This window comes from Helicobacter bilis, assembly GCF_001999985.1.
GTDB lineage: Bacteria > Campylobacterota > Campylobacteria > Campylobacterales > Helicobacteraceae > Helicobacter_A > Helicobacter_A rappini.
Window position 1 is genome coordinate 402,120 of sequence record NZ_CP019645.1, and the last position, 13,862, is coordinate 415,981.

Sequence of the window (13,862 nt, forward strand, 5' to 3'; positions counted from 1 at the left end):
CCCCTTTCATTATTATAGATTCTGTGTTTTTCGTGCTTTAAGCATTTCTCGTTCAATACTTACAATATAGCTATCATAATCTTTTAGGTCTCTATCTGCCATCTTTTTTATCTGTAAAATCTGCGTATCTTTTGCGATAGCAAATAAAGGCACACAACGCACTGGAAACACAGGTAAAAAAAGTCGCACATAATACTGCTTATCTATCTCAAGTGGTGTAGAATCTAGCATTGTAGAATCTAGAATAATAGCCCCATGTCCTAACTGCTTGGTATGAATGCTATGCTTTAATGGAATGTATTTTTCGTGAGAATCTGTTATAAGATTCTCAAGATGCTCCAACTTCTTATAAATATGCACTAGCATTTCACCAAGTATAGCTGTGCCGCCACCGCATTTACAATCACCACTTTTTGCTTTAAGTGAAGATAGCCATTTATCAATAGAGTTTGCATGTAACTGCGTAATCACTTCATATTCCTTGATAGCCTCTAACTCTATAGAATCATCAAGGACTTGTAACTCTATCTGCAAACTCGCATCAACCAAGCGTGTTTCTAAATCCATACTAAAACCTCACTATGCTATCTAAAATAATGAAAAATAAAAAGACAAAGCCCAAATATCCATTCGTTGTAAAAAATGCACGAGGAATATTACAAAAATCCTTTCTCACAATCAAATGCTCATAAAAAAGCATACAAGCTGACAAAATAAGCCCCACAATAGCAAGATGATAAGTCGTGCTAAAACGCAAGAATAAAGCCCAGAAAAACACAGAAAAGATATGAAAAATCCGTGCTATTTGCAACGCATTCTCCGCACCAAATCGTGCAGGTATGGAATAGAGATTATGCCTTTTATCATGCTCTATATCTTGCAAGGAATATAAAATATCAAATCCAGCCACCCAAAATAGCACCCCAAGACTAAGAAAAATAGTCCATACATGCACCGCACCACTTACTGCAATATCCCCAGCAATAGGGGCTAGTCCAAGCGATAAGCCAAGCACTAAATGTGCAAGACATGAGAATCTTTTCATCACACTATAAACACCAAGTATAAATAAAAATGGAAAAGATAGCTTAAAAGCTAAATCGTTAATAAGATAGCTTACAAAGACAAATAGCACCGCATTTATCACGCAAAAAAGAAGTAAAGCAGGAAGACTCAAGCGACCATCAACACTTGGGCGATTTTTTGTCCGCTCATTTGTAGAATCTATATCTCTATCACAAAGCCGATTAAAAGCCATCGCAAAATTACGCGCAGTGATTAGGGCAAAAGCACATAAAAAAAGCGTTTTAAACCCAAAAAATCCGCTATCATAAAATGCGTTTGATGATACAATCATAGCAATCACAATAAAACTTGCACTAAAAATGGTATGCTCAAACATTACCAGTTCGCTTAAGGTCTGTAATTGCTTTTTTAATCTTTCCATGAGAAACTGCACTTTCAATATAATCTAATAAGCTTTATTCTTGTATTTATTAAGTTATTTTAAATCTTTAACTATAACTTAAAATTGCTGAAAAATCAATAATACGATATGCTTTTATTTGCTATATATCTTGTAAGAAATACTTAGCGAGATTCCAGAGACTAGTATATTATATGTTGGACTATATAGAATCTAGTTTAAGATTCACAAAAGTTTTATTTTGCTTGACATACATGTAGCAAATTAGGTCGTATTCTAGAAATTTTGCCTTGCCTACATAACGCATGAATATGAGTTTGTTGATATTTTTTGCTAGAATTCTAGCTTAATATTTATTTTAAGGGGTTATTTTGGAAACGACACTCTCACCACATATCCATATATTAGAACAAAAACTAAACTACACATTTAAGAATAAGAAAAAATTAGCAGAAGCACTAGCACATAAATCTTTCAAAAAGCCTTATAATAACGAGCGTTTGGAGTTTTTAGGTGATGCTGTGCTTGATTTAGTTGTAGGGGAGTATCTTTTTGAGACATTTACGCAAAAAAATGAAGGTTCGTTATCAAAAATGCGTGCATCTTTGGTGAATGAAGCTTCATTTTGTAAGCTCGCTCAATCCATTAATTTAGGTGAATATCTTAATCTATCCACTTCAGAAATTAATAATGGAGGGAGATTAAAAGCAAGTATTTTGAGTAATGCTTTTGAGGCAATTATGGCGGTAATCTATCTTGAATCTGGGCTAGATTCTGTAAAACGTGTGTTTTATCCTATTCTGCATAATGAGTTTCGTATTAATGAGGAGTTACTAACAAGTGATTATAAGTCAAGCTTGCAGGAATACACACAAGAGAGATTTGGCTGTATCCCAAGCTATGAAATGCTCTCACAAGAAGGACCAGATCATAAAAAGATTTTTACCATGCAAGTAAAGATTCAAAATAAAATATATGCGAGTGCAAATGGTGTAAGCAAGAAAGCAGCCCAACAAGCCGCCGCAAAACTCACATTACAGATACTGCAACAAATGTGATGGGCTACATAATGCTTTTGTGTGCGTAAGGAATAGGCTGAATATTGTAAGTAACAATAATCTGTTTTAGCCATCAACTTTCACAATCCAATCGATACATAATTGCACATTCTTAATCTTACATTATACGAGCCTTCTTTATTAAAAGACTTTAAGATATTATCCTTTTGGCTACTCACTTCGCCATCACCAAAATCCCACTCAACTTCTACTAACTCAATAGAGGTAACAATATGAAATCCTATCACTTCATCAATAGCTATAACACTCTTAGTAGCATATATCTCTAGTATAGTAGTATCAAAGTCTGTATTGTAGTCAGGTATTTGCACCTTTTTCCACTCATCTGTATAATCACTGATTGGAGCTTCACCTATTGCTTTGAGTGCATTCACGGTGGTTTGCTGCATATCATAGCTTTTAAGCAAGTCTGGTTTATTTGCATTTGATAGGACATTTTGATAGCTATTACTGATTAATGTTTTTGGCAATTAGCCTTATTTATCTGTGCGTTATCATTGGCACTTTTATGTAATACTTCTGCCTTGATTTTATCTTCTCTTTCATGTTAATATTTGGCTTGAGCTTGAAGTTGAGCTGTTTGCATTTTACTTGCTTGTATCTTAAAAAAGCTTTCTTTCACTTGATTGGATAGCATACTACTTCTTTTTTCTTTTATTGTTATTTTGCCTAGTATGCCTAATGCACTTTGATTTTGTGCGTCTCTTGTAGCTACTTCGTTTTGGTCTATGGTTAATGCTGTTTGGACTGCACTTTGAAATACGCCTAAAAATGTTTTAGCCATAAAATCACTATAAGCTAAAGCCTTTTGGTCATCTGTAAAAGCATAGCTCTATTAAAACATATTTTGGCATATACTTTACAAAGCTATCTAAGGCGTCTTTATAATTTAGCTATCTTTCATCTTAGCTTCTATAAAAAACTAAGATTCTGAAAATCAAAATTCTCTTGGAATTTCTTTAGAGTGAGATTTTTTGTTTGTATCACTTTAAATCCTTTTTTGTGGTATAATAACGCATGGTTTGTCTCGTGGCTTAACATTAAAAAAATCTGTCTAGGCTTTTGTGGCTGGGCGGCAGGCTTCACCTACTCACGCATTATAGGTTGCGGATTTCCTGCTAAGACAAACCACTCTCCATATACACCAACTCATTATGTTTTATCATTTGATTTAATCTGTTTTTAGTAGCATTATAGCTTGTGGCATAATCTAGTGTCCCATCTGTTTTTACTGCTATACTTGTAATATGATATTCCTTGTCCTTGCTTACAAAAGGCTTGTAATAATATAGCGTTCCTGTTTTATCTCTTGTGTGGCAACAACTAGATTATTTAATATATCTTGTTGAATGTTTTCTTTATTTGCTTCAAATTGGCTTATTTTTTGTGTGAGTTCTTCATTATACTTTGCTTGTCTCTCCATGTTTTGAATGAGTGGATTACTTGCAATGGCTTCTATCTCGCTTGTATCTTTTGGGGTTAATATCTGTGTATTACCTCTTATTTGGCTCTGTAATTCTTTATCACTTAAAGGTGTGTTTGCCTTGTATTCAAATCTTGGTTTATTCTCTTTATCTTTTATGGGTTTAAAGCCTTTGTCTAAATCTGCTTTATTTAGCACTTTAAGCGTTTCTAGTGTGATTTCACTTGGGTATTTTAAATCTTTTATAGCACTTTGCAAGGCTTTTGTTATGGCTGCATTATCGCCTATGTAAGGGATAAAGGCAAAAAGCTTTTTAAATAATCTATTGGTTAAAAAGACTTTTATTCTGCCCTCTAGTGTTGTGGCTAATGCACCGCTGCCTACTTGGTTTTCTAATGCTTTTGCTTTGCTTATTTCTTGGGCGAATTGATAGCTTTTAGCATAGCTTTTAAAAGTATCGAGTATAGGATAGATTTCAGGGTGCAGTGTAAGCTTTTCTAGATTCTCAATATCGCTTAAAATCTTAGTAAAATCAATTGGGAATGTATCATCATTTAGCTTTACATTTCTGTCTAATGCCCTAAGTATTGTTAGCATTTGTGTGTGTTTTTGCATTCTTGGATTAAAGTTTTTAAATATTGTGTTCTCTAGCCCTTTTATGCTATCACCCCATTGTGTGTCTAGCACTCTTTGTTTCCATTGCTCTATGGTAAGTCTTGAATCTAAGTCTTTTTTATTCATGCCTTTGGTTAGGGCTTTGGCAAATTTGTCATTTAAAGACTCTTTTATTTGTGCGTAGTTTTTATTTGCTTGTTGAAAGTTTGAAAAAAGTTCGTCTGCTTCTTGACGCGTTAATGTTTTTTGGGTAGGATTTGGGTGCAAGTTTAGGGCATTGGACTTTATGTCAGCTTGGCGGTTTGTTGCATTCCCTAAAGAGCCTCCGCTGTTTGCTCTCTCACTACTTTTAATATTATTAATAATTTTACTTATCCGTGTTGTTGGCAACCCCGTTGATATGATGTTATCGTTTTCTTTTGTAGCAACAATGTAAAAAATATCATGTGTCTCTTTATGTTGATAAGCTTTTATATATTCCTTTTTTAACTCGCCATCTCGTATAGCCTCCAAAATATTTAGAAAACTTTTTTAGAATCTAGTTATACCTTTCGCATACGCACGATTTAACGCACTCACTAACGCATACACTGAAGCTTTGATAATATCATTATCAATCCCTGCGCCAAAGTATTTTTTGCCATTAGATTCAATTTGCACATAGGCTATCGCCTTAGCATTTGAGCCATTTTTCAAAGCGTGTTCGCTGTAATCTAGTATATCAAAGCTTAGATTTAAATGCTCTCTCAACGCATTTGCTATGCTATCAAGTCGCCCATTGCCTTTGGAATCTATGCTCTTTTTTTGCGGTTTTATTAGCTCTATACGCACTTCACATTCATTTTCGTGCGTATCAAAGCTAAACTCGCCTATCTCTAAATGCTCCGCAACATTCACAAAATCCTTTTCAAAAATCTCACATATCTCACTTGGGCTAAGCTCCTTATGTGCTTTGTCCGAAATGTCCTTAATATAGTAGGAAAATTCCTCTCTAAAAAGTGGCGGCAGATTCGCCCCATAATGCTCGTGCAAAATGTAGGCAATACCGCCCTTGCCACTCTGTGAGTTTATGCGTATCACATCGCTTTCATACACTCGCCCCACATCTTGCGGGTCAAGCGGGAGATAAGGCACACTCCAAGTGCTAAGATTTTTCTCTTTGTGATACGCCATACCCTTAGCAATAGCGTCTTGATGAGAGCCAGAAAAGGCAGCAAAGACAAGCTTTCCGGCATAGGGTTGCCGCTCATACACTTGCATTTTTGTTACAGATTCATACACATCGCAAATATGCGGGAGATTGCTAAAATCAAGCTTAGAATTTACGCCGTGTGTGGTGAGATTTAACGCTAGGGTGATAATATCCACATTCCCTGTGCGTTCGCCATTGCCAAAAAGTGTGCCTTCAATCCTATCTGCCCCTGCTAAGATTCCAAGCTCAGCACTCGCTACCGCACAACCCCTATCATTATGCGGGTGCAAGGATATAAGCACATTTTCCCTATGCAAAAGATTCTTACTCATAAACTCCACTTGTTGCGCGTAAATATGAGGCAGGCTCATCTCAACGGTGGCAGGGAGATTCAAAATAAACTTTTTATCCTGTGTGGGCTTAAAAATATCAATCACAGCATTGCTGACTTCAAGTGCGTAGTCAATCTCTGTGCCGCTAAAACTTTCTGGCGAGTATTCAAAAGAGAAATTGCCCTCTGTCTCTTGTGCGATTTGCTTCACGCATAACGCCCCATCAATGGCGATTTTTTTCACATCTTCTTTTGACTTTCTAAAGACCTGCTCTCTTTGGGCGTAGGAAGTTGAGTTATAAAAATGCACTATCGCATTAGGACAGCCTTGTAATGCTTCAAAAGTGCGTTTGATGATATGCTCTCTTGCTTGAGTAAGCACCTGCAAACGCACATCTTTTGGGATTAGATTCTGCTCTATGAGTGTTCGCAAAAAGCGGTATTCGGTTTCACTTGCCGCGGGGAATCCAACCTCAATATCTTTAAAGCCAATTTGCAGCAGGAGTTTAAAAAATGTGATTTTTTCTTCCAAGCTCATAGGGGTGATTAGAGCTTGATTCCCATCGCGTAAATCCACGCTACACCATAAAGGTGCGGACTCTATATACTCTTTTTTGCTCCATTCTAAATACGATTTAGAATCTTTGTTAGAATTTGGGGGCATAAAGTAGCCGCGTTTGTATTTTGTGTGATTCATAAAAACTCCTTGTAAAAAATGCTGCAAAGGCTAAAAAGCCCTTTGATTGTAGCAATAAAAAATACAAAAATAATAAAAATTTTCTACAAAATCAACAAGAATCATAAAAGAGAGAAGTTTTGGAATCTTGAAATCACATAATCATAAACCAAATATGTCAAACATCATAGTCTTTACACATGTTATTTAGAAATCCACTTTTTATTGTTACAATGCAAACTTAATGTGTTTTTATAGAATCTAAGGTCAATTAGAAAAAGCAAGAGATATATACCATAAAAGATTCTAAAAACAAAAAAAACTAGAACTATATTTAAGGACCAATAAGCAAAAGGCTAACTTTGCAAAATGGAGAATAAATGGGTAATACACTGATACAACCACGCACATTAAGTGGATTTAAAGACAGATTGCCACAAGAGGCTTATGCAAAAGCGAGTATTGTGGAAAAAGTGAGTGAAGTGTTTTTAAGCTATGGTTTTATGCCTATTGAGACACCGCATTTAGAGTATGCTGACATTTTGGTGAAGCAAGGAAGCGAAGAGATACAAAAGGAATTGTATCGATTTAGAGACCATGGCGATAGAGATGTCGCCTTGCGATTTGATCAAACCGTGCCATTAGCGCGTTTTATCACGCAGCACAGACATGAATTAATCATGCCTTTTAAACGCTATGTGATAGGCAATGTATTCCGTGGGGAACGCGCACAAAAGGGGCGATATAGGGAATTTACACAATGTGATTTTGACTTTATTGGGAGTGATTCGCTAAGTTGTGATGCAGAGATTTTGCAGGTTATTTATAGTTCACTTAATGCACTTGGTTTGCAGGAATTTACCATTTGGATTAATCATAGAGATATTTTGAATGGAATCTTTGCATATTTTGGCTTGCATGATAATGTTGAATCTGGTTTGCGTATCATAGATAAACTTGATAAGATTGGACTTGATGAAGTGCAAAAAGAATTGCAAAAAGAGCTAAATATTACAGCAGAAAAAGCACAAGAGATTTGCAGACTTGTTATGATTAAGCAGACTTCACATTATAGTGATTTCTTTAAAGAGATTGCCTACCTTAAAGATTATAATGAGATATTGCGTAAAGGATTGCAAGATTTAGAATCTATGTTTAGTATTCTTGATGATTTGGAGCTTGATATATCGAGTTGTCGTATCAACTTTTCTATTGCAAGAGGGCTTGGATACTATACAGGCATTGTGTATGAAACAACGCTAAATAGACTAAAAAGTATCGGGAGTGTTTGTAGTGGCGGTCGCTATGATAATTTGACACAAAGTTTTAGCAAAGAGCGATTAAGTGGCGTTGGTGCGAGTATTGGTCTTGATAGGCTTATTGCGGCATTAATGGAGCTTGAGCTTTTAGAGTTGCGTGGGACTATGGTGAGAGTGCTACTGATTGTAACGAATGAGGCGTATTTTGCCTTCGCACATAAGATCGCAGAGGCTTTAAGACATAGCAATGTAAAAGCTGAAGTCTATCCAGATGCAGTAAAGATTAAGAAGTCTCTCGGCTATGCAAACGCAAAAGGGCATGAATTCAGCATAATTATTGGTGATGAAGAGTTTCAAACAAAAACGCTTTCTGTCAAAAATATGACTTCAGGCATACAGATTGAGAAAGTAAGCTTTTTACACGCATTGCAAGTTGTAAGAAATTCTTAAATCGCATTGATGATAGAAACCAATTGTCATATTGAATGCGTAAGCACGAAATATCTTTTTAGATTCTATGTTAGATATTTCGCCTAAAGGCCCAATCATGATATTTTGTTATAGAATCTAAGAGATATACTAGAAATAATTCCTTTGTAATTCACTACAAATGTGTTACGGAGAGATAATTTTGACATAACTTTTATGTAGTTTTACACTATAGTTTTATGTGAAATAATGCTAGAATTGTAAGACTTTATCTATTCTGGTCTTTTATAGATTGATATAGCTATATCAAAAAAGCGTTCTGTAAAGACTTTTAGAATACAAAATCTCATAGAAAGGAAAAATATGCAGCTTGTTTTACTTGATAAAATGACACTTGGTGATTTTGATGAGACACTTTTCGCACAATTTGGCGAATTTAAATCATATCAAACTACAGATTCTACACAGGTTTTAGAACGCACAAAAGATGCAGATATTATCATCACAAATAAAGTTGTGCTAGATTCTAAGATTCTGTCTTCTTTACCCAAATTGAAGCTTATTTGTGTAAGTGCAACAGGCACAAATAATATTGATATGGAATACGCTAAGACACACAATATAGCGGTAAAAAATGTAGCGGGTTATTCCACACATTCAGTCGCACAGCATACGCTTATGTTGGCATTAAGTCTGCTTGGTCGTTTGCCTTATTATTCACAATATGTGCAACAAGGGCAGTGGTGCAAGAGTGAGATTTTCTGCCATCTCACTTATGATTTACAAGATCTTTATGGTAAGCAATGGGGTATTATTGGCTATGGTAGCATTGGTAAGCAGGTATGCCATCTCGCAAAAGCCTTTGGTGCGGAAGTTAGCTATCATTCCACAAGCGGAAATAATACGCAAAATGACATACCGCACAAAAGCCTAGATGAGATTCTAAAAACAAGTGATATTATATCCATTCACGCTCCGCTAAATAGCACAACACAGAATCTAATCGCAAAAGAGCAACTACAAATGCTAAAAAAGGGAGCAATTCTACTTAATCTTGGTCGTGGTGGCATTGTCAATGAAAAGGATCTCGCACAAGCCCTGCAAATACAAGACTTTCTATTTGGCACAGATGTGTTAGAAAAAGAGCCAATGATAGTTAATCACCCCTTGCTTGATTCTAAAATCGCACATAAAGTTATCATCACGCCGCATATCGCATGGGCGTATAAGGACACAAAAGATAGATTACTACAGATGGTGGCAGAAAATATTAAGCAGTTTTTGAATGCGAATGGGTAGTATTTGTCTGGTTTAACTTTGAATAGAATCTAAATGTAATTATTTTACACGCTTTGCAACTAGAGATACTAATATGTAGGGTTTTATCTTATATTGAATTAAATATAAAACACATAAGATAATTTTCTAAAAATATTTAATCTTGATGATATATCCATAATATTTTAAAGTTTCAACATATTCAATAACTTAACTTCTAAGCCTTTAACCTTTGGTTTTATTTTTTTATGGAATCTGTTTTATGTTTTTCAATTTATGCTTATTTCATGAAAGCTAGAATCTTTGTAATACAAAGCTAAAATGTCTTATATTTCCATAAGATCAAAGAAACTATAAATAAATTCTATAAACTATCTCCCCATCTATATCTCATCTAACTTGCGGTAATAAACAATACTAACAACCAATAATATTCCAAGTGGCACAAGCATACTGAATTCTGGTATAAAAACGGCATTAGCGTTTAATTTACCAAGTGAGAAAAACACACCCCATACCATCAAAGATAGCACGCTAAGGCTCACTCCAAGCATGGCAAGATTCCCATATCGTGCAAGTGGCGGGGCATAATATGCAATGATAACACAAAGCATACTGATAAAAAATGGCGTAACAGCAAGGGTATAAAGCACACCTCTTGTGCGTGCCGTATCTGCTCCTTCTTGCATGAGAATCTGTAATGAATAAAATGCGTCAGTAATGGATATGGCAGGTTTGTTTTTGTAAAATGTATCAAGCACTTTTGGTTTAAAGCCCTTTAGTGTAGTTGTGGAATCATGCCCTGTGGTTATCATGCCCTTATCGCCTAAGTCATAGCTAGTGGGCAATATTGAAACCTGCGGGTTTAAAAGCTCCCATTCATCATTATGAAAATAGCCCTCTTTTGCACGAGTTATGCTTACAAGCTTCCTAGAATCTTTGTATTCTGTGTGATAGATTTGTATATTTTCAGCCTTTTGTAAGAGCGGATATACTTTCTCAAAAAACACATAATCAGTATTGTAACGGATAAATAAATCTTTAGAAACATCGGCATTATTGCTACTACTCACGATATTATCTGCCCTTTCTTGCGCATATACAAAATCAGTCGCATTTAAGCCGATATAACCACACACAACAAGATTAATAATAAGAAAAGGGGGATAAAAAATCCTCCTGCGTGAGTATCCAAGTGATAGCAAAGCTACATACTGATTGCTTTTAATAAGGCTAATGTAGAATACAATAAGTCCAAGCAAAAGGGCTAGGGGCAAAACATAATTAAACGCATACATCGCATCAAATGCAAGAAACCATATCGCATTATTAGCAGATTGGGCTAGGGCATCAAAATATTGCAGACTATCCACACAGATAAAGAAAAACTCTAGTCCGCATAAAATCACAAGCGTGGGCTTTAGATACCTTAGAGCAACAAACCAAAAAAACATATATTTCCTTGCTATTTTATTGAGATTCTATATAGATTATTTGTAAGCAAATATTGTAGCTTGTAATTTATAGTTTTTGGTATTTTGCCGTATGTTAAATGCTTTTAAGAGTTGTGTTTAAATAAGATTCTAAAAAGGTCAATATAAATATATTACCATGTGCCTTTGCATGTAAGATATGGTTTTGTTTAGGGTGGATTGTATAAAATTTTATAAATGGGTATATCTTAAAAAATTGTCGTGATGGATTTTAGATTAAATGTTGTGAAGTCCATTTTATCATTTAGGCAGGTTGGGGTGCGACATAAATCATGTTAAGTTATTAAAAATACACAAAAATGTATGTTTTATGGTAGAATCTAGCCCTTTATTTTTTAGCAAAAACACAAAAAAAGGTAAATTATGGGACTTTCAATTGGTATTGTTGGGCTTCCAAATGTTGGTAAATCAACAACTTTTAATGCACTCACAAAGGCACAAAACGCAGAGGCGGCAAACTATCCATTCTGCACGATTGAGCCAAATAAGGCAGTTGTGCCTGTGCCAGATTCTAGGCTAGATGAGTTAGCAAAGATAGTAAATCCCCAAAAGATTCAGCATTCAGTCGTGGAGTTTGTGGATATTGCAGGGCTTGTGCGAGGGGCGAGTAAGGGTGAGGGGCTAGGCAATCAGTTTTTAGCAAACATTAAAGAAGCGGATATGATTTTGCATATTGTGCGATGCTTTGAAGATTCTAACATCACACACGTGGAAGGGCGGATTGACCCTATTAGCGATATTGAGATTATTGAGCTAGAGCTGCTTTTTGCCGATATGGCAAGTCTTAACAAACGCATTGAAAAGCTACAAAAAGAGAGCAAGGCACAAAAGGGGGCAAACGCACAACTCTCTATTGCACAAGAGCTTTTAGCCCATTTAGAATCTAATAAGCCGGTCAAAACCTTTGCTAAAAAAGAGAGTGAAGAGTTTATAACGCTTAATCGTGAGCTACGATTTCTCACAAATAAAGAAGTGATGTATGGGGCAAATGTGAGTGAAGATGGGCTAGAATCTGATAATCTTTATGTAAAAAAAGTGCGTGAATATGCCGAGAAAAATGGGGGTATTGCTATCAAGCTTTGTGCGAAGATTGAAGAAGAAATGGTAGGAATGGAGGATAGTGAAAGGGCGGAGTTTTTGGCAAGTCTGGGGGCAAGTGAGAGTGGGCTAGAGCAGATTATTAGAGAGGGGTTTTCACGGCTTGGGCTTATTAGCTACTTTACTGCGGGGGTAAAAGAAGTTCGGGCTTGGACGATAAGGCGTGGGGATTTAGCACCAAAGGCGGCTAGTGTGATACATAAGGATTTTGAAAAGGGCTTTATCCGTGCGGAATGTATAAGTTATGAAGATTTTATCAAGTATGGCGGAGAAGCAAAGGCAAAAGAAGCGGGGGCTATGCGGATTGAAGGCAAGGAATATATCGTGCAAGATGGCGATATTATGCACTTTAGGTTTAATGTGTAGATAATAACAGATATTTTAGAAAGGGTGAGAAATAGAAATGAATAAAATTATTGAAATAACTCATCAAGTTAGTTCCCCCCCCCCCCCACAATCATCACTGCTTTTTACAAGCTTGATTTAGCCACACAAAGCACAAAGTCTTATAAAGCAAAACGCACAACACAAATCTACCTTGAATATTTTAGCTTTTTATCAAAACTGCAAAACAACTTCATCATTTACACAAATGAAGATATAGATTTAGAAATTTATGCGATGCGTTCTTTATGTGGATTAGAATCTAAAACAATAATCATTCATAAAGACTTAGAATCTTTTGACACAAATGCCCTAGATTCTATCCGCAAAGTTTTTAAAGATTATAATCAAGCCGCAGATAGATTTGACCCTGAGCACCCACCCCACACAAGTCCGGAATATAACTATCTTATGTATTGCAAGTCCTTTTTTGTGTGCGATGCACTACATAATCCACTCACAAAGCCCTATTTAAACGAGCAGATTCTATGGCTTGATTTTGGTTATAACTTTAATGGGGCTATGTTTGTAGATTCTAATGAGTTTGATTTTATTCTCATTCCACAAGCCCCACTCATAGATTCTAAACTCAATCTATTCTGTTTGGGGCGTAAAGATGATAGGGCATTGCCGCATATTTTGCTAAAAGGAAGTAGCAATTTTCTTATTGGTGGCTGTTTATATGGCTCAAAAGAGGCGTGGAAAAGCTTTAATGAATGTATGCAAAAGGCACTGCAAGCCTTTGTGTCTTTTAATATTATGGACGATGACCAAAAGCTTTATATTTGGTGTGTGCGAAATTTCCCCGATATTTTTAACATTCTTTATATTGATGATTGGTTTAACGCACTCTTTTATTTTATGGAAGAATCTAAGCGAAAAAGCATTTCAACTACAAAAGATTCTATATTGAGAGATAGTCTTTTTACCTTTGAGCAATATCAAAATCAATGTCAAAATATAGAAAATACAGAATCTAGTCAAAAAATAGCAAAAAAGCGGAATATTGGAAGAAAAATCATAGATAAGATTAAAAATAAAATAAAGAAAATATCAAGCAATAAGTAGTAGTAAAATGATTGAAATCCATGCTTGTAGTTTCTCTACATTTTAAACAATGGCAAACAGCCCTTGAGAAAATCTTATGGAATCTAAACCCATCAAAACAAGATTTAATAA

13 protein-coding genes are annotated in these 13,862 nt (G+C 35.5%); 6 read left to right on the top strand and 7 right to left on the bottom strand.

Translation table 11 applies throughout. The features are described 5' to 3' along the window. Window positions 1-12 precede the first annotated feature (12 nt). Together XJ32_RS01865 and mqnP are read right to left on the bottom strand one after the other, a co-directional pair. The gene (locus XJ32_RS01865; RefSeq protein WP_077388167.1) at window positions 13-567 is read right to left on the bottom strand and encodes a hypothetical protein; all 555 of its coding nucleotides are present in this window, start codon (window positions 565-567) and stop codon (window positions 13-15) included. A gap of 1 nt (window position 568) precedes the next feature. Further along, complete coding sequence (gene mqnP, locus XJ32_RS01870) at window positions 569-1,447, bottom strand: menaquinone biosynthesis prenyltransferase MqnP (RefSeq protein ID WP_077388168.1); 879 nt, start codon at window positions 1,445-1,447, stop codon at window positions 569-571. A gap of 350 nt (window positions 1,448-1,797) precedes the next feature. On the opposite strand from mqnP, the gene rnc reads away from it, so the two are divergent. Then, a complete protein-coding gene (gene rnc / locus XJ32_RS01875; RefSeq protein WP_005217768.1) occupies window positions 1,798-2,484 on the top strand; it encodes a ribonuclease III in 687 nt (228 codons plus the stop codon). 80 nt (window positions 2,485-2,564) lie between these two features. Here the strand turns inward: rnc and XJ32_RS12570 are convergent, their stop codons facing one another. Both XJ32_RS12570 and XJ32_RS12575 read right to left on the bottom strand, forming a co-directional pair. After that, complete coding sequence (locus tag XJ32_RS12570; RefSeq protein ID WP_254422420.1) at window positions 2,565-2,975, bottom strand: PKD domain-containing protein; 411 nt, start codon at window positions 2,973-2,975, stop codon at window positions 2,565-2,567. Between the two features lie 77 nt (window positions 2,976-3,052). Beyond that, window positions 3,053-3,289 carry a hypothetical protein gene (locus XJ32_RS12575; RefSeq protein WP_254422299.1) on the bottom strand — a complete coding sequence of 79 codons (237 nt, stop codon included), beginning with the start codon at window positions 3,287-3,289 and terminating at the stop codon, window positions 3,053-3,055. 180 nt (window positions 3,290-3,469) lie between these two features. Between XJ32_RS12575 and XJ32_RS12165 the strand changes: the two genes are divergently transcribed. Continuing rightward, window positions 3,470-3,691 (top strand): hypothetical protein, encoded by a 222-nt coding sequence (locus XJ32_RS12165; protein WP_167619974.1) that lies wholly within the window; start codon window positions 3,470-3,472, stop codon window positions 3,689-3,691. 81 nt (window positions 3,692-3,772) lie between these two features. Here XJ32_RS12165 and XJ32_RS12385 read toward each other — a convergent pair whose 3' ends face one another. Both XJ32_RS12385 and XJ32_RS01895 read right to left on the bottom strand, forming a co-directional pair. Beyond that, window positions 3,773-5,056 carry a hypothetical protein gene (locus tag XJ32_RS12385; protein WP_174566004.1) on the bottom strand — a complete coding sequence of 428 codons (1,284 nt, stop codon included), beginning with the start codon at window positions 5,054-5,056 and terminating at the stop codon, window positions 3,773-3,775. Between the two features lie 18 nt (window positions 5,057-5,074). After that, on the bottom strand, window positions 5,075-6,763 hold the full coding sequence (locus tag XJ32_RS01895) for a 2-isopropylmalate synthase (protein ID WP_077388169.1): 1,689 nt from the start codon (window positions 6,761-6,763) through the stop codon (window positions 5,075-5,077). A gap of 371 nt (window positions 6,764-7,134) precedes the next feature. Between XJ32_RS01895 and hisS the strand changes: the two genes are divergently transcribed. Both hisS and XJ32_RS01905 read left to right on the top strand, forming a co-directional pair. Next, the gene (gene hisS / locus XJ32_RS01900) at window positions 7,135-8,451 is read left to right on the top strand and encodes a histidine--tRNA ligase (RefSeq protein ID WP_040462836.1); all 1,317 of its coding nucleotides are present in this window, start codon (window positions 7,135-7,137) and stop codon (window positions 8,449-8,451) included. A 342-nt stretch (window positions 8,452-8,793) separates the two neighbouring features. Then, complete coding sequence (locus XJ32_RS01905) at window positions 8,794-9,729, top strand: D-2-hydroxyacid dehydrogenase (RefSeq protein ID WP_077388170.1); 936 nt, start codon at window positions 8,794-8,796, stop codon at window positions 9,727-9,729. Between the two features lie 362 nt (window positions 9,730-10,091). Here the strand turns inward: XJ32_RS01905 and XJ32_RS01910 are convergent, their stop codons facing one another. Then, entirely contained in the window at window positions 10,092-11,162 is a 1,071-nt protein-coding gene (locus XJ32_RS01910) for an LptF/LptG family permease (RefSeq protein WP_077388171.1), read from the bottom strand. 402 nt (window positions 11,163-11,564) lie between these two features. On the opposite strand from XJ32_RS01910, the gene ychF reads away from it, so the two are divergent. Together ychF and XJ32_RS01920 are read left to right on the top strand one after the other, a co-directional pair. Further along, on the top strand, window positions 11,565-12,665 hold the full coding sequence (ychF, locus tag XJ32_RS01915; RefSeq protein WP_005219432.1) for a redox-regulated ATPase YchF: 1,101 nt from the start codon (window positions 11,565-11,567) through the stop codon (window positions 12,663-12,665). A gap of 93 nt (window positions 12,666-12,758) precedes the next feature. After that, window positions 12,759-13,751 (top strand): WlaTC/HtrL family glycosyltransferase, encoded by a 993-nt coding sequence (locus XJ32_RS01920; protein WP_077388172.1) that lies wholly within the window; start codon window positions 12,759-12,761, stop codon window positions 13,749-13,751. The last annotated feature ends 111 nt before the right edge of the window (window positions 13,752-13,862 follow it).

Bases quoted from the DNA above. Each gene is read 5' to 3' on its own strand.
- mqnP (WP_077388168.1), bottom strand. From the start codon at position 1,447: ATGGAAAGATTAAAAAAGCAATTACAGACCTTAAGCGAACTGGTAATG.
- ychF (WP_005219432.1), top strand. From the start codon at position 11,565: ATGGGACTTTCAATTGGTATTGTTGGGCTTCCAAATGTTGGTAAATCA.
- XJ32_RS01895 (WP_077388169.1), bottom strand. From the start codon at position 6,763: ATGAATCACACAAAATACAAACGCGGCTACTTTATGCCCCCAAATTCT.
- XJ32_RS01865 (WP_077388167.1), bottom strand. From the start codon at position 567: ATGGATTTAGAAACACGCTTGGTTGATGCGAGTTTGCAGATAGAGTTA.
- XJ32_RS12575 (WP_254422299.1), bottom strand. From the start codon at position 3,289: ATGGCTAAAACATTTTTAGGCGTATTTCAAAGTGCAGTCCAAACAGCA.
- XJ32_RS01905 (WP_077388170.1), top strand. From the start codon at position 8,794: ATGCAGCTTGTTTTACTTGATAAAATGACACTTGGTGATTTTGATGAG.
- XJ32_RS01910 (WP_077388171.1), bottom strand. From the start codon at position 11,162: ATGTTTTTTTGGTTTGTTGCTCTAAGGTATCTAAAGCCCACGCTTGTG.